Origin of the sequence: Roseivirga seohaensis (assembly GCF_001592945.1) — a bacterium.
In the GTDB taxonomy this organism is placed as follows: Bacteria; Bacteroidota; Bacteroidia; order Cytophagales; family Cyclobacteriaceae; genus Roseivirga; species Roseivirga seohaensis.
The window spans coordinates 45974-63635 of sequence record NZ_LRPB01000045.1 but is presented as its reverse complement, the minus strand read 5'-3'; the positions used below and the strand labels follow the sequence as shown (position 1 = coordinate 63635).

Annotated in this window: 18 protein-coding genes; 10 read left to right on the top strand and 8 right to left on the bottom strand. The window is 39.7% G+C overall.

Annotated elements, in window-relative coordinates; genetic code table 11:
- The first annotated feature begins 74 nt into the window (after positions 1-74).
- Positions 75-590, top strand: coding sequence for a transcription elongation factor GreB (gene greB / locus AWW67_RS12095; RefSeq protein WP_062302053.1), 516 nt, complete (start codon positions 75-77; stop codon positions 588-590).
- Positions 591-698: 108 nt separating this feature from the next.
- On the opposite strand, the gene AWW67_RS12090 is transcribed toward greB, so the two are convergent.
- From AWW67_RS12090 to AWW67_RS12065, 6 genes are all read right to left on the bottom strand, one after another.
- Positions 699-3272: a M1 family metallopeptidase gene (locus AWW67_RS12090; RefSeq protein WP_062302051.1), complete on the bottom strand. Its 2574-nt coding sequence runs from the start codon at positions 3270-3272 to the stop codon at positions 699-701.
- Complete coding sequence (locus AWW67_RS12085; RefSeq protein WP_062302050.1) at positions 3269-3859, bottom strand: hypothetical protein; 591 nt, start codon at positions 3857-3859, stop codon at positions 3269-3271. The genes AWW67_RS12090 and AWW67_RS12085 overlap by 4 nt, the downstream gene beginning before the upstream one ends.
- 32 nt (positions 3860-3891) lie before the next feature.
- Positions 3892-4638, bottom strand: coding sequence for an SDR family NAD(P)-dependent oxidoreductase (locus AWW67_RS12080; RefSeq protein ID WP_062302048.1), 747 nt, complete (start codon positions 4636-4638; stop codon positions 3892-3894).
- Between the two features lie 301 nt (positions 4639-4939).
- Positions 4940-5674 carry a type IX secretion/gliding motility protein PorT/SprT gene (gene porT / locus AWW67_RS12075; protein ID WP_062302047.1) on the bottom strand — a complete coding sequence of 245 codons (735 nt, stop codon included), beginning with the start codon at positions 5672-5674 and terminating at the stop codon, positions 4940-4942.
- On the bottom strand, positions 5623-6345 hold the full coding sequence (ubiE, locus tag AWW67_RS12070) for a bifunctional demethylmenaquinone methyltransferase/2-methoxy-6-polyprenyl-1,4-benzoquinol methylase UbiE (protein ID WP_053222599.1): 723 nt from the start codon (positions 6343-6345) through the stop codon (positions 5623-5625). Before ubiE ends, porT begins: the two co-directional genes overlap by 52 nt.
- Positions 6346-6915: 570 nt before the next feature.
- A complete protein-coding gene (locus tag AWW67_RS12065) occupies positions 6916-7722 on the bottom strand; it encodes a M48 family metallopeptidase (RefSeq protein WP_062302046.1) in 807 nt (268 codons plus the stop codon).
- Between the two features lie 173 nt (positions 7723-7895).
- Between AWW67_RS12065 and AWW67_RS12060 the strand changes: the two genes are divergently transcribed.
- From AWW67_RS12060 to AWW67_RS12035, 6 genes are all read left to right on the top strand, one after another.
- Positions 7896-8504 (top strand): fumarylacetoacetate hydrolase family protein, encoded by a 609-nt coding sequence (locus tag AWW67_RS12060; RefSeq protein WP_062302044.1) that lies wholly within the window; start codon positions 7896-7898, stop codon positions 8502-8504.
- Positions 8491-10386: a M23 family metallopeptidase gene (locus AWW67_RS12055; protein WP_176700047.1), complete on the top strand. Its 1896-nt coding sequence runs from the start codon at positions 8491-8493 to the stop codon at positions 10384-10386. Before AWW67_RS12060 ends, AWW67_RS12055 begins: the two co-directional genes overlap by 14 nt.
- A gap of 2 nt (positions 10387-10388) precedes the next feature.
- Positions 10389-10838 (top strand): thioredoxin-dependent thiol peroxidase, encoded by a 450-nt coding sequence (gene bcp / locus AWW67_RS12050; protein ID WP_062302041.1) that lies wholly within the window; start codon positions 10389-10391, stop codon positions 10836-10838.
- A 24-nt stretch (positions 10839-10862) separates the two neighbouring features.
- On the top strand, positions 10863-11711 hold the full coding sequence (locus AWW67_RS12045; protein ID WP_053222594.1) for a transketolase: 849 nt from the start codon (positions 10863-10865) through the stop codon (positions 11709-11711).
- Positions 11712-11720: 9 nt separating this feature from the next.
- The gene (locus AWW67_RS12040) at positions 11721-12674 is read left to right on the top strand and encodes a transketolase family protein (RefSeq protein ID WP_062302040.1); all 954 of its coding nucleotides are present in this window, start codon (positions 11721-11723) and stop codon (positions 12672-12674) included.
- Between the two features lie 316 nt (positions 12675-12990).
- Positions 12991-13464: a hypothetical protein gene (locus tag AWW67_RS12035; RefSeq protein WP_062302038.1), complete on the top strand. Its 474-nt coding sequence runs from the start codon at positions 12991-12993 to the stop codon at positions 13462-13464.
- Positions 13465-13622: 158 nt separating this feature from the next.
- Here AWW67_RS12035 and AWW67_RS12030 read toward each other — a convergent pair whose 3' ends face one another.
- On the bottom strand, positions 13623-14072 hold the full coding sequence (locus tag AWW67_RS12030; RefSeq protein ID WP_053222589.1) for a ferritin-like domain-containing protein: 450 nt from the start codon (positions 14070-14072) through the stop codon (positions 13623-13625).
- Positions 14073-14439: 367 nt separating this feature from the next.
- Here AWW67_RS12030 and AWW67_RS12025 point away from each other — a divergent pair, with 367 nt between their 5' ends.
- From AWW67_RS12025 to AWW67_RS12015, 3 genes are all read left to right on the top strand, one after another.
- Positions 14440-15300 (top strand): poly(ethylene terephthalate) hydrolase family protein, encoded by an 861-nt coding sequence (locus AWW67_RS12025; protein ID WP_062302034.1) that lies wholly within the window; start codon positions 14440-14442, stop codon positions 15298-15300.
- On the top strand, positions 15297-15830 hold the full coding sequence (locus AWW67_RS12020; RefSeq protein ID WP_260311438.1) for a DUF1648 domain-containing protein: 534 nt from the start codon (positions 15297-15299) through the stop codon (positions 15828-15830). Before AWW67_RS12025 ends, AWW67_RS12020 begins: the two co-directional genes overlap by 4 nt.
- Positions 15831-15966: 136 nt before the next feature.
- A complete protein-coding gene (locus AWW67_RS12015) occupies positions 15967-16506 on the top strand; it encodes an HD domain-containing protein (protein WP_062302032.1) in 540 nt (179 codons plus the stop codon).
- On the opposite strand, the gene AWW67_RS12010 is transcribed toward AWW67_RS12015, so the two are convergent.
- A complete protein-coding gene (locus AWW67_RS12010) occupies positions 16503-17621 on the bottom strand; it encodes a BF3164 family lipoprotein (RefSeq protein WP_062302031.1) in 1119 nt (372 codons plus the stop codon). The genes AWW67_RS12015 and AWW67_RS12010 overlap by 4 nt on opposite strands.
- Positions 17622-17662: the final 41 nt, after the last annotated feature.

The window sequence follows — 17662 nt, the reverse complement described above, 5'->3', positions numbered from 1 at the left end:
ATTGCTGCTTAAGCACTAACAAGCTATCCATCATTTATTATCTTGCGGAAATTTTTCAAAACAAGGCATTTATTATGAGGCGAAAAATCCCAGAATCAACGCTACCAAAACTCAACCGCTCGCAATTGATTACTTCCGAAGGTTTAGAAAAATTAAAGGAAGAACATGATCACTTGTGGCGAGTTGAGCGTCCAGACGTTACTGCTAAGGTTACATGGGCCGCAAGTTTGGGTGATCGTTCAGAAAATGCTGATTACCATTACAACAAAAAGCGTCTTCGAGAAATTGATAATCGCGTTCGTTATTTGCGTAAGTGTATTGATGATTTTAAAGTGATTGAATACCATCCCAACCAAGAAGGAAAAGTGAATTTCGGGGCTTGGGTAGAAATTAAAAATAAAGAAAAAGGGCTTCAAAACCGTTTTCGTATTGTTGGTTACGAAGAACTAATAGGTAACAAAAATTATATCTCTATGGACTCCCCTATGGCTAAAGCCCTTCTTGATAAAACGGTTGGAGATGAAGTAATCGTTAAAACCAAAATGGGTGATTTTGTATGGGAAATCCTTAAAATTGAGTATCAGAAATAGACTTCAAGCTGTTTAACTCCATTATTTGTTAACTACTTTCTAGCTTAAATGAGTAAGGTATTAGTATAATTGGGTTACTTACTTAGATTGCTAGAGTTTCATAAGAATTTACTTCTGCTGTAAACTCTCCTTCCCTCCTAGAATTCTTTCTGAACGGAAAAGATTGTCTGCTGCTTGCAAAATCTTCATTTTCAACTGGGCATTATAGTCAGGGTTATCCTTTAAGAAATTACGCACTGTTTTTACTGCCGAAGCCGAATTGTAATTGCCTAAAGTTTGATCTAACCAACGCGTTGGGAAGAAAATATCGCCCGTTTCTTGAATCTCCTTCAGCAATTCTAAACTTGGCAGAATGTACTTTTCAGAAGACTCTTTTCTCAATGGATGATGTAAGGCAGCCAAAGCAGAAAGCACCCAAGACTCGGTCTGTCTGTTTTTCTCATCCTTCAACGACTCAAAAAATGCATCACGCACTTGTTTTGAATTAGAAAGCGCAGGCATCACAAATTCGAATCTACGTTTGGTGTCAGGGTTTTTAATGGAATCTAATTGCTGTTTTAAAATAGCATCTGCCCTATCGGGTAAACGGATGGCCAATTGCGAAGCCAGCCCCACCAAATCGTTTTCAGAAAGATTCAAGCCTTTTACTTTGGTACCATTCCAAATGTCATACAAACGTCCAACGTTGTTTTGGGTAATGGTAATGTTTCGGAAGGCATTGAAGTAAATTTTCTTTACACTTGGCTTTTCAGATTTGGTTTCCATTAAAAAGTATAAGGTACGTTCCAAATCAGGTGCTACGCTGGCCCTTTCATCTTCCGTTAAATACGACCAGTAAATATTGTTGAGTTGCCCTAAAACCAAGTTCAGAATCAATTCATTTTCCTCTTTCGCAATCACCCATTTCACCATTTCTATATAGCCAACACGAGGAACTCTACCATCGAGGAAATTCTCGTAAAGGTTCACAAAAGTGGTCCCTTTTTCCACATCGGTCATGCGTGAATACCGCTGAGTAACCATATTGATGTCTGCTTCAAAAAGACCATAGCCTCTTCCGTCTGCATTCAAAACAAGGTCTCCTAATCGTAGAATAGGTAGATCAATATCTAAAACCGCCTGCTTTGAAATGATTTTCTTATACACTTTGGTTTGATCGAGCCAAGCTGCCGCACTGAATACCTGAGGCCATACTCGGTTTTTTCCTAATGGGTCAAACTGACTCAATCGCATCTGATTTAACATTCCTTGCTCACGAACAAGTTCTAACTGAAACTCTGGGCGACCAGGCGTATTTACCCAAACCTCACTCCAAGTTTTTAAATCCTCAGGTGTTTTTTTGTCCAGAATATTGATCAAATCAGGCCAAGTGGCGTTGGAGTGCGAATAGGTTTTTAAATATTCTTGCATACCTTCTTGAAACAATTGTTCTCCTATCAGCATTTCTAGCTGACGCATCATAATTGGTGCTTTATTGTAAATAATGGCGCCATACATTTGACCAGCCTCATTCAGGTTGTTCAGTTCTTGTCGGATTGGATTGGCACCTTCGGTTCTGTCTACCCCATAAGCTGAAGGATAATGGCGCACCAAGAAATTCAATTCATGATCGATTTCAGGGAAACTTGGATTTACCATTTTGGCGGCCATAAAATTAGCAAATACTTCTTTGGTCCAAACATCATTGAACCAGTCCATTGTGACCAAATCGCCAAACCACATGTGGGCGGTTTCGTGTGCAATCAAACTGGCCCTACTCAATAACTGAGATTGCGAAGGATCTTCATCTAACAAGAGGCTATTCGCCTGGTACTGAATAGCGCCAACATGTTCCATGCCTCCGTATTGGAAACTAGGAATTAGCGCGAAATCGAATTTTTTAAAGGGATATGGAATGCCCGTGTATTCTTGTAACCATTGAATTGAAGCGCCATGGAGGTAAAAAATCAAATCGAGGTTTCTAGCTACTTTTTCGCTGTCTGTTTCTCTATGGAGCATGGTCATTTCCATACCTCCCACATTTCGAGTTTCGGTTTTGAACTTGCCCGCTACAAAAGAGAACAAGTAAGTACTGATCAAATCAGACTTTTCAAACTGAATGTTTTTTCTGCCATCTTTCACACTTAAAAGTGCCACAGGCCCGTTGGCTATGGCTGTCCAGCTTTCAGGTAAGTCTAAAGTTAAGTCGTAGGTCGCCTTTAAATTAGGCTGATCGAATGAAGGAAAAAGGGTTCTTGCTCTATCGGGAACGAGCAAGGTGTACATAAACTCTTCCTTTCGGTTGAGCGAGGTTTCTCCTGCAAAAAAGTTGATTTCAATGATGTTCTTCCCTCTTCTCAATAAATCCTTACTGATAATGATGTGCTCATTCTTAAAATTGATTTCAGTGGATTGATCGTTGACAATAATGCCTTTAAGCTTATCGGCTGATTCTCTAAAATCTAAAAGCAGGTCTTCAGAGTTATCGCTCAGGTTAAAAGTCAAAGTTTCCAGCGACTGAATGGGCTGAGCTAGCGCTTCTGGCACCCTGAATTCGAGCGTATAATTGATATTAGAAACAATGGCCTTTCTGGATTTAGCCAAGGCCAACGAAACGCCATTTTCAATTCCTTCAAATTCATTTTTGCTGTTACACGAAAAGATTAAAAAGGGAAGCAGGCAGAATAAAAGTAGTTTTTTCATATCAGAATAAAGTCTTTTCTCAATTCAGGAGGAATGCCAAAATGCTGGTCAATAAATCCGTCCATGTCTTCTTTGGTTTCTTTTGAAAGCAAACCGTTTAATTCTTCTAAAGCCAAACCTCCAATCATATAGGGAGGCATAAAATTCGTCATCAAACGATCACCTTTAAAGGAAGCCGCCACCTGATACTCAGTCATTTCTTCTTTTGGGGTACCGTGAATCATACAATGCGACATCCATTTCTCAGGATCTTCTGGGTTTTCTTCAATACGCTGCTGCATGGCCGAAAAATCCATGTTGTTCATCATGTAATTGGAAAGGTTCTGCATGCTTTCTGCGGACAGGCTGTCCTTCATTTTTTCATAACAAACGCTGCACATACCGTACTCAAAAAGCACTTGGGTGGAATCAAGGTTTGGGTATCTTTTAAATACCTTTTCGATCATGTATGACCGATCGCCTTTAAGTAATTCGTAATCGCACTGAATACAGTGCGTGATATAACCCTTGGTGTCGGAATTTCTAAATATTTCTGGAATGGGAAGGCCTTCTTGTGGCACTTCGTCATTGAATTCTTCTTCGTTCATCGTGTTTCTTGTTCTTTCCTAGAAATTAGAGCTCAGTTTCTATCCACCAAAGTTGGGGAAGCCTGTGCAGCAGGTAAAATGAGCGTGTCGGCAATATTTACATGTGCAGGACGAGTGACTATAAAGCGGATAAGGTCTGCAATATCTTCGGCACGAAGCGCATCAAAGCCCTCATAGGCCATTTTCGCTCTGTCTTTATCGCCTTTAAAGCGGACCAATGAAAACTCGGTTTCTACCAAACCTGGGCAAACCTGAGAAACCTTCACCCCTGTTCCGTTCAAGTCCATTCGCATGCCGGTATTAATAGCGTCTACCGCATGTTTAGAACCGCAATATACGTTTCCTCCCGGGTAAGCTTCTTTTCCTGCAATAGACCCGATATTCACCACATGACCTTCACCTCGCTCTACCATATTCGGCACAATGGCTTTGGTGACATATAACAGGCCTTTTACGTTAATGTCAATCATGGCATCCCAGTCATCAATATTTCCTTCGTGAATTTTGCCCAAACCATGTGCATTTCCAGCATTATTGATCAACACATCGATCTGTTTCCATTCCTCTGGAAGCGAATTAAGGGCTTCTGCGACTGCAGCTCTATCACTCACATCAAAAATGAGTTCTAGGGTTTTAACGCTCACTTTCGCAGACAATTCTTGAAGTCGTTCCTTTCGCCTTCCACAGATAATCAATTGATAACCTTCCTTGGCAAGTGCTTCGGCAGTAGCCCAACCAATACCAGAGGTAGCTCCGGTAACCATTGCTATTTTGCTCATTCCTGTTGTAAATTCTTGAGGTTCGAATTTAGAAGAAATATGGGTAAGTATGAAGGTATTATTTATGATGTGAGTTGTAGCTTATTTTCAATTGGTTAAGATACGCCACTAATCCTCGTTTTTGTAACTAGGATTGTCTCATGCTCAAATAGGTTGAAACGATTATTCACCTTCAAGGAGGGAGTACTTCGGTGGTCATTATTGAGGTTTGACTTCAAACACCTGAAATTAGCACTGGTCAATTCCCTTTTATTAAGAGGGTTTAGGAAATGTTTTGTCAACCTATTTCAGGACGATACAACTAATCCGTAAAGTGGAAATAGATAGAGAAGTTGTGCGTGGTAATTTGGCCTATGCCATTCGAGTAGAAGTTGTTCGAAGGGTTAAGCACATTCGTCAAGCCTCTGGAGTAGCGTATTTCAGGTTCAAGCTTGAAGAACTCAAAATAATTTTCGAAGCCAAAGCCAATTTCAGCTTTCAAGTTTCCTTTCCTTATTTCCAACTTATCCACACCAACCAAGTCTTCAGCCTTACCCGAACGCATGGAAGCACTTACACCTGCAATCACGTACATTCTAAGGTTGTCGCGTCTGATAGAGCGGTATTTAAGAAATAAGCCAGGCTCTATTCGGGTGCTTTCAATCAACTGTTCATCCACTGTGCCATCTGTCATATTGTATTGCACCATATGTTGGTACAAACCAATTTTTACCGGCACAAACCTTAGGGTAAATTGATCGGCAAGCCTAAAATTCACCATGAAACCCAAGTTAAACCCAGAGTTTTGTTTAGACACAATAGAGGTTACATTGTCGTAATCGGGGCCTACAAAGGCATCGGAGTATTTTATTCCGTAGTAGTTCTGATGATAGCCCAAAAAGAAGCCATAATTTGCTTTTTTATCATCACTGCCAATCCTATTCAGCTTTATGGGTGCTTTTTGCCCCAATGCTAAATTGGCAATGAACAGTGCTAAAAAGAAAACTATTTTTGACCGATGTATATTGAGCTTATACCAAAAGTTAGTGGCTTGCATTCAGTTTTGTTAAATCCTACTTCCCCTAAAATATTCAAAAATCTTTCGCCATCAGGAAAAGCAGCTACTGATTCTGGCAAATACGTATAAGCCGACTGATCTTTAGACACTACTTTACCAATGACAGGTAAAATCGACTTAAAATAAAAATTATAGAGCTGCTTCATTGGGAAAGTTCTTGGTTGCGAAAACTCTACAATGACTACCTTCCCTCCTGGCTTCAATACGCGGTGCATATCGCTCAAACCTTTCTTTAAGTTCTCGAAATTCCTTACGCCAAAGGAAACGATGACGGCATCAAAGGTATTGTCTTCGAAGAGTAACTTCTCTGAATCGCCCATCTGCATATCAATGATATGATCGAGCCCCTTCTTCTTCATTTTCTGCTTACCTATTTCTAGCATTCCTGCAGAAATATCGACCCCTACTACCCTGTCTGGATTAAGGGCTAAAGCCTCAATAGCGAAATCACCTGTACCAGTGGCAATATCTAAAATCTGCTTCGGCTGATGCGATTTCAGCATTCTAATGGCTTTTTTTCGCCAAAGAATATCTATGCCTAGGCTTAAAAAATGATTCAAGAAATCATACTTGTGGCTTATGTTATTGAACATTTCAGCCACCTGTTCTTTTTTACTCGCTTGGTTCTCTTTGTAAGGTACAACCGCCATTTTTTCGAATTTGGGTGCAATAATACGAAGGAAACAGGGGGGATAAGAGTTTTGTTGCGATTAATTACAGTGAAAATTGTGAGTGATCGCAGATTTTTAGGGGTTGAAGGATTACGCGGATTAGATTGCTTTACCAATTCAATGAAATCATCAGCACTAACTTCAAGGCTAAGTTATGCTGTAAGCCTCGAAGCTTCGGTGTTTTTCAGTAATATAAAAAGTTCTGCTCCTGTTTGGTGCTTTCCCCAACAGACGACTGGAGCTCAATTCTTTTTTCATTAGCCTTCCTACCGCCCCTACAGGGCTAAATCAAACTATACAGAACTAGGGATGGGTTGCAGCCCATCCCTATCATATTACGACCCGTTGGTGCTTTCACCAACATGGCCAGTCATGAATTGCCCTGAAAGGGCTATATATCAAAACGAAGGGTAAAGCCCTTCGAAACACCTAATCCCTATTCTACAGTCCTGAAAGAACAAAACAACCTTACCCACAAAAAAACGGAGGACAAAAGCCCTCCGCATAACTACCTGACATATTCAAAAGCCCCGAAAGGCTGAATATTAATTACTTCAATGTACTCTTATTATAGTACTCCATAGCCTTAGGCAAAGCAGCATTCAGCCTTTCAATCCTAGTTTCATGACTTGGGTGTGTAGAAAGAAACTCTGGTGGTGCTTGTCCACTACTTCCTGCCGACATTCTTTCCCAAAACTTGGGTGCTTCACTTGGGTCGTAACCCGCAATGGCCATAAAAGTCAAGCCTAATTCATCGGCTTCTGATTCATGCGTTCTTGAAAATTTCAACAGTCCAATATCGGTACCAATGCCTACTGCCTGAAATACCATTTGCTGAGCTAAAGTTGGATCCTGCCCTAGTGCCACAGCACCAATACTTAAACCCACTTGTTTAGCATAGTTCTGATTCATTCGCTCCTGACCGTGCTTAGCAACTGCATGCGCTACTTCGTGCCCCATAACTACAGCTACCCCTAGGTCATCTTTACAAATAGGAAGGATTCCTGTATAGAAAGCCACCTTTCCGCCTGGCATAGCCCAAGCGTTTACTTGATTACTTTCAATCAAATTAAACTCCCAATCAAAACCATCCAAAAGCCCTTCATAACCATTATTATTCATGTATTGCTCTACAGCTTTTTGAATTCTGGTCCCCACTCGTCTGATCATGGCTACTTGCTCTTGATTAGTCGATAATTGTACCGAATCAATCACTTGCTTGTAAGCATCAGCACTCATGGCAATCACTTCTTCACTACCTACCACTCCAGTAAGTTGTTTTCTACCTGTAATCGGCACAGTAGTACAACCAATTACTAAAGCTACTATAAAACTCAGTGCTATTAATTTTCTCATCACTAAAAATTCTCTTTTATTAAAAATCTATCTTCCTGAACAACAAGGTATACTGGCATATTCTTTCGTTACACAAAATTGATCATAAATGACAGGTTGTCAAATCAGATCGAAGTTTTAATTTTGTCCATTGTTACCTTTATAGTTATCCAACCTTAACTAAACTTATCCGAATGAAGATTGTTGCTATTGGCCGTAATTATGCAGAACATATTGCAGAATTAAACAATGAACGCCCCACAGAACCAGTAGTGTTTTTAAAGCCCGATACCGCTGTATTGAGAAATAATGCGCCTTTCTATCATCCCGATTTCTCAAATGATATTCATTACGAAGTAGAAATTCTTTTAAAAATAAGTAGGGAAGGAAAACACATTGAAAAGAAATTCGCCAACAAATACTATGATGAAATTGGCGTGGGAATTGACTTCACCGCCAGAGATGTTCAGCAACGCTGCAAAGAAAAAGGCTTACCTTGGGAAAAAGCCAAGGCCTTTAATGGCTCTGCCCCTATTTCTGAATTTGTGAACAAAGACAAGTTTGATTTAAACAACTTGAATTTCAGTTTACAGCAAAATGGCGAAGTAAAGCAAAATGGAAATACTAACATGATGCTTTTCAGTTTTGACGACATCATTGAGCATATTTCGAAATACTTTACGTTGAAGAAGGGAGACATCATTTTTACTGGTACACCTGCGGGTGTTGGTAAAACGGTGATTGGCGATACACTTACTGCTTATATTGAGAATGAAAAAATGTTGGAAGTTGAGGTTAAGTAGACTCTTATTATTACCCTTTTTATTTATTACTGTTTCGACCTTTGCCCAATATAGCAAGATCGAAAAAGGCTATTATCAATTTCCCATACAGCCAGAGCGCACGAATTATTTGGCTGGAAATATGGGTGAATTGCGTGCCTCGCATTTTCACGCTGGGCTCGACATTAAAACCAATGGCGTAGAAGGGCTCAATGTTTATGCAGCTGCCGAAGGCTATGTAAGTCGTATTGCGGTGTCTACAGGGGGATATGGAAATGCTGTATACGTGGTTCACCCCAATGGCACCACAACGGTGTATGCCCACTTACAGCGATTTAATGATGAATTGGCCAAATACGTATTGGAAAGTCAGTACAAGCAAAAGTCATTTACTGTAAACCTATTTCCTGATCGCGGAAGATTTAAATTGAAGAAAGGAGAAGTATTGGGTTACTCAGGTAATTCTGGTTCATCTACAGGTCCACACCTTCATTTTGAAATTAGAGATGCCAATCAAGAGGTGCTCGATCCTCTTCGAATCGGCTTCACCGAAATCAAAGACAATATCGCCCCTATTGCTGAAAAAATTGCCTTGAAAACCATGAACATCAACTCAAGGGTAAATGGGCAATTCGGTAGGTTCGAATTCAACCTAGAAAAGCGAGGAAATGAATATGTGATTACCGACACCATTCGCACCGCAGGCAAAATTGGTTTCGAAATTTGGGCACACGACAAACTCGATGGCGCTGCTAATAAAAATGGTGTTCCGGAAATTGATGTGTATCAAAATCGAAAATTACTGTTCAGTCAGAGAATTGACTCTGTCAATTTTTCTCTACAATACAATATCAAGTCATTTACAAATTACCAAGCTGAGCAAGAAACAAGAAGGCGCTATAATAAGCTTTATATTGATGATGGTAATAGTTTGGGCTTTTACAACGACATGGAAGACCGTGGATTCTTTTATCCACAGCAAGACTCGATTTACCTTTTCCAAATTCTTTTGGCCGATGCCTATGGCAACCAACGTAGGGTGTCATTCAATGTAAAAGGAGAAAAGGCTGCTCCCACCGAGCTCACTCAAATTGACCGTAGAAATCATTCTTACTTATTAGACAATACGCTACAAATTCACAGAAAGCGTAAAGACGAACTCAACAACATTACTGTGTATACCCAACAAGGTTCACACATTCTAGAACCCGCCTATTCTGATAGCGAGGAAAACGTTTACTTGATAGATTTGAATAAAGGTCTGCCAAAAACTATAGATTTCGGAGACAATCAAGAGGAAATGGACTTTATAGATATGATTCCTTCAGAAAAGGAACACTCCTATCTTTCTGAATCTTTTTCTGCAGCCTTCGGCAAAAACACTCTGTTCGATACGCTTTACCTAAAAGCGAGGCACTACGTAAATGAAGAAAAGAAAATAGAAGTACTACAGATTGGTGATGAAATTTCTGCTTTACGAGGAATTGTTGAAATAGAGCTAGTTCCACTTTTGGAATACGATACACTTGAACAATATAAAGCTTATGCGCTAAGTAATTCGGGCAATGCAAGCTTTGTAGGTGGAAATTGGAACGAGGGTAAAATCAGGTTTGCCATTTCCTCCTTTGGTAATTTTACATTGATGAAAGATGTAATACCCCCTACAATTAAGCAACGCGCATCAAGCAACGGAATTCTCTACTTCAATATTGACGATGAACTTTCGGGCATTAAAGAATACGAGGCCACCATTAACGGAGAATGGCTTTTAATGAACTACGACTCCAAAAGAAAATTAATTTGGTCAGAAACTTTAGATAAGAGCAAACCATTAAAGGGAGATTTTGCTTTAACAGTTACAGATTACGCTGGAAACAAGAAAACCCTAACATTAAAACTTTAATCATGGCATTACAAGCAGGCGATAAAGCCCCAAATTTTGAAGGAATTGATCAAGATAGTAACCCAATTAAGCTTTCTGACTTTGCTGGAAAGAAATTAGTTCTGTTCTTCTACCCAAAAGACAACACCCCCGGCTGCACAGCAGAAGCATGCAACCTTAGAGATAATTATAATGCCCTTTTAGAGGCCGGATACGCAATTGTTGGGATTAGTTCGGATTCGGCAAAGAAGCATCAAAATTTTATTAATAAATTCGCACTTCCATTTCCGCTAATTGCCGATGAAGACAAAAGCATTCATGAGCAGTTTGGAACTTGGGTAGAAAAATCGATGTATGGCAGAACTTATATGGGAACCGCCCGCACAACATTTTTAATTGATGAAAACGGAGTGATTGAAGAGGTGATTTCGAAAGTAAAAACCAAAGACCACACCGCTCAGATATTGAAATAATTTTTAACCAATCATAAATACAGCGTGAATAAACCTAGTATTGAAACCCTAGAGAAAACAGCTTCTCAGGTAAGGCGTGATATTGTACGAATGGTACATGCCGTGAACTCTGGTCACCCAGGTGGTTCTTTAGGATGCACCGATTTCCTTACTGCTTTGTACTTCAACATTATGGACATCAAAAAGCCATTTGATCCAGATGGAAGAGACGAAGACATGTTCTTTTTATCGAACGGGCACATTTCTCCAGTTTGGTACAGCATTTTGGCCCGCAGCGGTTACTTCCCGGTATCCGAACTTGCCACTTTCAGAAAATTGGACTCTAGGCTTCAGGGCCACCCTGCTACTGAAGAAGGTTTACCCGGAATTCGAGTAGCATCAGGTTCATTAGGCCAAGGCCTTTCTGTAGCCTGTGGAGCAGCCCAAGCTAAAAAACTGAACAAGGACGACAAGCGCGTGTATGTTTTGATGGGCGATGGAGAGCTTGATGAAGGTCAGGTTTGGGAAGCAGCAATGTATGCAGCTCACCACAAAATTGATAATCTTATTGCTACTGTAGACTATAACGGTCAGCAAATTGACGGCCCTACTTCTGATGTAATGGACCTTAAGGACTTGAAAGCCAAATGGCAGGCCTTTGGTTGGGATGTGATCGAAAGCGATGGTAACGACATGAAGTCTGTAATCAACGCGATGACTTTGGCTAAATCACTTTCTGGTAAAGGAAAACCAGTGGTGAACCTTATGAAAACCGAAATGGGTGCTGGTGTAGACTTTATGATGGGGTCGCACAAATGGCACGGTGTAGCGCCAAACGATGAACAATTGGCTACCGCTTTGGCCCAGTTAGAAGAAACCCTTGGAGACTATTAATAAGCAGCAATGACGAAATTTACATATACAGATCAAAAAGATACGCGTTCTGGCTTCGGTGCTGGTTTATTGGAATTAGGACGTACCAACCCTGAAGTGGTGGCGCTTTGTGCCGACCTTGTGGGTTCTTTAAAAATGCAGGATTTCATCGATGAATTTCCTGAAAGATTTTTCCAAGTAGGTATTGCTGAAGCGAACATGATGGGTGTAGCAGCTGGTTTAACCATTGGCGGTAAAATTCCTTTTACAGGTACTTTCGCCAACTTCTCTACGGGTCGTGTTTACGATCAAATCCGTCAGTCAATTGCCTATTCTGGTAAAAACGTAAAGATTTGTGCTTCTCACGCAGGCTTAACTTTGGGTGAAGATGGTGCAACGCACCAGATTTTGGAAGACATAGGTTTGATGAAAATGTTACCGCACATGACGGTGATCAATCCATGTGATTATAACCAAACCAAAGCGGCCACCATAGCCATTGCTGAATACGAAGGCCCTGTTTACTTGCGTTTTGGAAGACCAAAAGTGCCTGTATTTACACCAGCCGATCAGAAATTCGAAATTGGCAAAGCCCTTAAAATGATTGAAGGAAATGATGTAACCATCTTTGCTACGGGTCATTTGGTATGGGAAGCCATTGAAGCAGAAGCGGTATTGGCCAAGGAAGGTATTAGCGTGGAAGTGATTAACATTCACACCATTAAGCCTTTGGATATTCAAGCGATTATTGAATCAGCTAAAAAGACAGGTTGTGTAGTAACAGCCGAAGAACACCAAATGAACGGTGGCTTGGGCGATAGCGTAGCACAGACTTTAGCGCTTAACCTCCCTACCCCATTAGAAATGGTAGCGGTGAATGATTCTTTCGGAGAAAGTGGAACGCCAGAGCAATTGATGAAGAAATACGGTATCGATGCTGAAAACATCGTGAAAGCCGTTAAAAGAGTAATGAAGAGAAAATAATTTCACTTCAAACCCTAAAATACTGAAAGCCCGATTCGAGAGAATTGGGCTTTTTTGCTTTGTTATTTCAGGATTTGTCAAACTATGAGAATCTCAATGTTTCAAAATAACACCAAGGTCTAAAATAAACAAACCTCATTCGAAGCGTCATTACTAAGCACTCCCCCTCCAAACAGACAGACTCTCGCGGTTTCGCTTTTCAAGCTTCAACCTCAGAGTGACGGTAAATTGTAGAATTCTGCGTTCTTTGCGGTGAAAAACCAATTCTCTTATTATGTCACAAAGGCCAAAAGCTTTGTTAATTTAGGGCTTGCCAATGAACAAGTCTACATTTAAGCTGCGCCCCTTTTTATACAGTCTATTCATATTGATTGCCTTGGTAATTATTACGGACTTTATGCTACCCGGAAAATCCTTTACAGATCAGGTGATAAAAGTACAAGCCGAACGCCAACAGTATTACAATGCCGCCCAGAACTATCATTATTCATTCAAGCTAACTACTGGACAACACGATTTTTCTGTGTCGGAAGACTTTGCAAAAACAGTTAATGAAGGTGATACTGTGAACTACCGTCTTTCTCGCATATTTAAAGAAGTTAATCGCTATCAACTAAGCGAAGATGAAAGTATACACACGGATTCTTTGAGGAGGTATTCTGGTCTTATCCTTCCATTGCTTGTGCTCGTGGTTATGGGGTTTGCTTATCGCCATGGAAGAAAAATGAGTGCACTAATTTTCGTTATGCAGACCCTTACCTTAGCTGATTTAGCCTTTCTTATAATGTAACCTTTTCAATTCAACGACATTTTTTTTCTAAGCTAATCACTACAAAGAATCTTATGTGATCTTGGTGCTTTCTTTTCTAATATCTAGGTATAAAAAAACACCACATTTAACTATAAGGCTAAATGCGGTGCTCTAAACAAATAAACTACTCTAGTATCTTAAGCTACTTTTTCCATCATTTTCAGCTTAACTACTGTTGCGTCAATACTGGCTTTGTGGCTTCTTAGCATGTTAGTTACACTTGGCGGAAGCGAAAGATCACTTTCTAAAATGTCTTTATAGTCTTCACTAGCCGTTTCTTCTCCGCGAATACACTCCTGCAAAACTTTTTCTGCGTTATTAGAGGCTATTGAAGATTTCAAATCCATCCATGCCCTGTGTAAAGCTGCTTTAAAGCTGCTCTCAGTTACTGGCTCTCCACCTAAAGCCGTTATTTCAGAAGCCAATTCTCCAGCAAACCTAGTTCTTTCCATTACTTGGTTTTTAAAGAAGTTTTTCAATTGGGCATCGTTCATGTCATCAATAGCGTTTTCATACCCTTGAATCGCATCATATGAACGTCTTAAAACATCATTTAATTTGTCGACTAATTTTTCTGTATAATTCATGTTTCTATATTTTAATTAAAAGTTACCTAGCCTTTTGAAAGAACTATGCCAGTTCTATAAGGGCCTCTCAATTAAGTCTATATGCGATTTTGATCAACATATCAATAAAAAACAGTAGAGTGAATTCCACACTAGTGGTGAAAGAAGCTACAGGTTAAAAAGTCCAATATATTTGCCATCCAAAATCAATTATGTACTTCCCAAATACTTCCTTTAAAATCAGTCTGGTTGCCACGGAATGTGATGACTACCCTTTAAATAAAAAAGGTTAAAATTTGAGGGATAGCATGGCTACAGAAATAATTTTGTAAAAAGTATTTTTATCTTCATTACACCTAATCAAAAATACCATTAACCATCACCTATTATGAAAGTCAGAACCTTATTAGTATTGTTAATATGTGTGTTATCGCATTCTGTTTACGGACAATGCGAATCTATAACAGTAAAAAGTGTTTCAACCTACACACCATTCTCCTTGGATTCACTGTATGAAGCTGATGGATTACGAAACGGTGATGATTATGATGGTGCCACTTTGTACTTCCCAACCAATAGCGAAGGGAATTTAAAAAGTATCGTATTGGTACCTGGCTACAAAGCCACACAAAGGTCTGTAAGCTTATGGGCAAGGTACCTTGCCGAACGTGGTTATGTTACCATGACAATTGGCACAAACGCTCTAACCGACAGCCCCGCATTAAGGGCCAAAGCACTTCTAGATGGTATGGAAACCATTCGACAAGAAAATAATAGAACGGATTCGCCCTTATTCCATAAGCTAGACGCTGAAAACATCGCTGTGGGCGGCTGGTCTATGGGAGGCGGTGGCGCACAATTAGCCGCAGCGCTCGATAAAAGAGTGAAAGCCGTGATTGCGATAACACCCTGGTTATACCCTAAAACACTTGTGGAAACGGATTTAAACCATACCGCACCAGTATTGATCTTAAGCGGACAAGTTGACCCTACAGCCCCTCCAGCAAGTCATTCGAATGTGCATTATGACTACACTCCTTCAAACACTAAAAAAATGCTTTTTGAAATTACAGAAGGAAATCATTCTACTCCGCTTTATCCAAACACAGGAAACGGAGATTTAGGTAATGTAGCCTACGCTTGGCTCGAACTGTTTGTACGTGGAAACGGCTGTTATAGTCAATTACTAAGTACCAATGCACTTAATCAAAACTCAACAGCTTCAAAACATCAAAGTAATTTAAATTGAATTCAAAAAAGGATAAAAACGATCGCCCAATATTGAGACTTAAATTGTCGGGTTTAGATGTTGCCATGGAGCTTTTTGGCTGGCTGATCTTGATTGGAGTTTGGGTTTTAGTATTCATTAATTTTCAGGATTTACCTGAAACCATACCCATTCACTTTAATGCAGCTGGAAAAGCAGATGGCTTTGGAAACAAATGGAACATGTTAACATTACCAATCGTTGCTTCGGTGCTGTACATTGGCATGACGATTCTGAACAAATATCCTCATGTTTTTAACTATCCTACTGAAGTATTAACTGAAGAAAATGCCCTAAAAAACTATACAATGGCTACCCGGTTATTACGTGTGTTGAAGTTAGTGTTAGTGATAATCTTTAGCCTGATTGTATTTAGAACTATACAGAATATTAACGGAACGGCTGAAGGCTTAGGGGTTTGGTTCTTACCTTTAACATTAGGAATGATCTTTATTCCAATGACCTACTACATCATAAAATCCATAAAGCTGGGTAAAACGAAGATTAAGTAAGCGACTACCACTCCGAACAGACAGACTCTCACGATTTCCCTTTTCAATATTCAAACTTAGAGTGATGGTAAATTGCTAAGGTTAGTTATTTGCATTGCGATTTTTAAAATCAGGGTTTTGCTCGTATTTTGACACTATGACCAGAGAAGAAGCACGAAACATTCTAGAATCCATGACCAAAGGGGAAAGTCTATTACGTCACGCCCGAAGTGTAGAATTGGTAATGGAAGCTTACGGAAAGCATTTTGGAGAAGATTCTGAGGAATGGGCTATAACAGGCATGTTACACGATGCTGATTATGAGGCTTATCCCGAAGAACATCCTAATCGAATTGTAAATATGCTTAGGGAAATGGGTGAAGAGAAAATCGCTCATGCCATTTCTGCCCACTACACCAAATGGGGCGTTGAATATGAAACCAAACTGGACAAAGCCTTACTCGCCTGCGATGAATTGACAGGCTTTACCATTGCCTGTTGCCAAGTTCGACCAGAAAGCATTGAGGGTTTAACAGCTAAATCAGTAAAGAAAAAGCTCAAGCAGAAAAGCTTTGCGGCCAAGGTAGAGCGCGATGAAATAGAAAAAGGGGTTGAACTCTTAGGCGTTGGCCTCACCGAACACATTGAATTCATTATCAAGGTGTTGGAAGAAAACAGAAAAGAGTTGAATATTTAATCCTTCATTGATTTTCTGTACAAATAGTTCTCGTTTTCTGGGTGAAAGAAATAGATGAATTCATCATTTTGGGTAACTGTGTAGGGATTCACCCAATCTGGAAGCAGTAACTTTTTAACCGGGTTTCCATTCCAGTCAAACACATGAATCTCTAAACCAGTGTGTTTCACTGACCCGAACTCACCATTCACCCTTTCAAGGCTACCTTCTTGGTGTTTAGCATAAATATATTTCTCACTAACTACGACCTTTTGGTAATAGGTAAACATACCTAACCCTTGAATGCTTCTTCCTCGAGCGTCTGCCTGAATATCCTTTTTTTGCTCATTTTCGGGCTTTACATTGATCTGAGTATAACTACCTTTCTTTAAATCATAAACTCTTAAGACTGGAAAACGCTGATAAGCTAATACAAACTTTCTTTTATCGAGGCTCGGTGCAGTATGACTTGTATATAAGTGATGATAAGCTTCAACTGGTATTTCGGGGTGAAAATCAGGAAAATCAATTGTATCTCCTTGTTCCCCAGTTTCTAAGTCGATATAAACAAAATGCTTCTTTGTAAACATATCGGTGGTGAAAACCATGTTGTCGTTTGCTAAAAAAGCATTATTAAAAAAGCCAGCATCTTTCGCTCGTTTTTTACTTTCCAAAATCTTAACATCATCATTTGTCAATAATTGTGACCCCTCCTTTTTGTCGATCGATAAGACTCTAATCCGTGACATATCAGTAATCAGAAAGTTATCTCCGTAACTCTTAAAACTACTGGCATTAGCGTTATTAAACTCTAAGTCAAGTGGCCCCTCTCCTTTAAAACCGAAAGCTCCTCTGTATTCCCCTGTTTGATTGTCATAGACAGAAAAAAGTGGTTCTTCCAAGTTCATGAAAACCAAGTGATCTTTCGTACTGATCATCTGCCTTATTTTATATAAAGGACTTGAAATAGGAACGGAATCTAGATTGGATCTGAGGTCAATAGTTACTGGAAATTCAGTCACCTCAATGGTTTTGACCAATGGTTCCTCTTCCAGCAAGGCTTCTTTTTTGTCAGCACTACATGAAAAAACAGAAAAAATAATTAAGTAGGTAGCAGTATGTCTTATGGCTCTCATAGAAGAAAAAATATTACTTTGAATTTCAGAATGATTAAAGT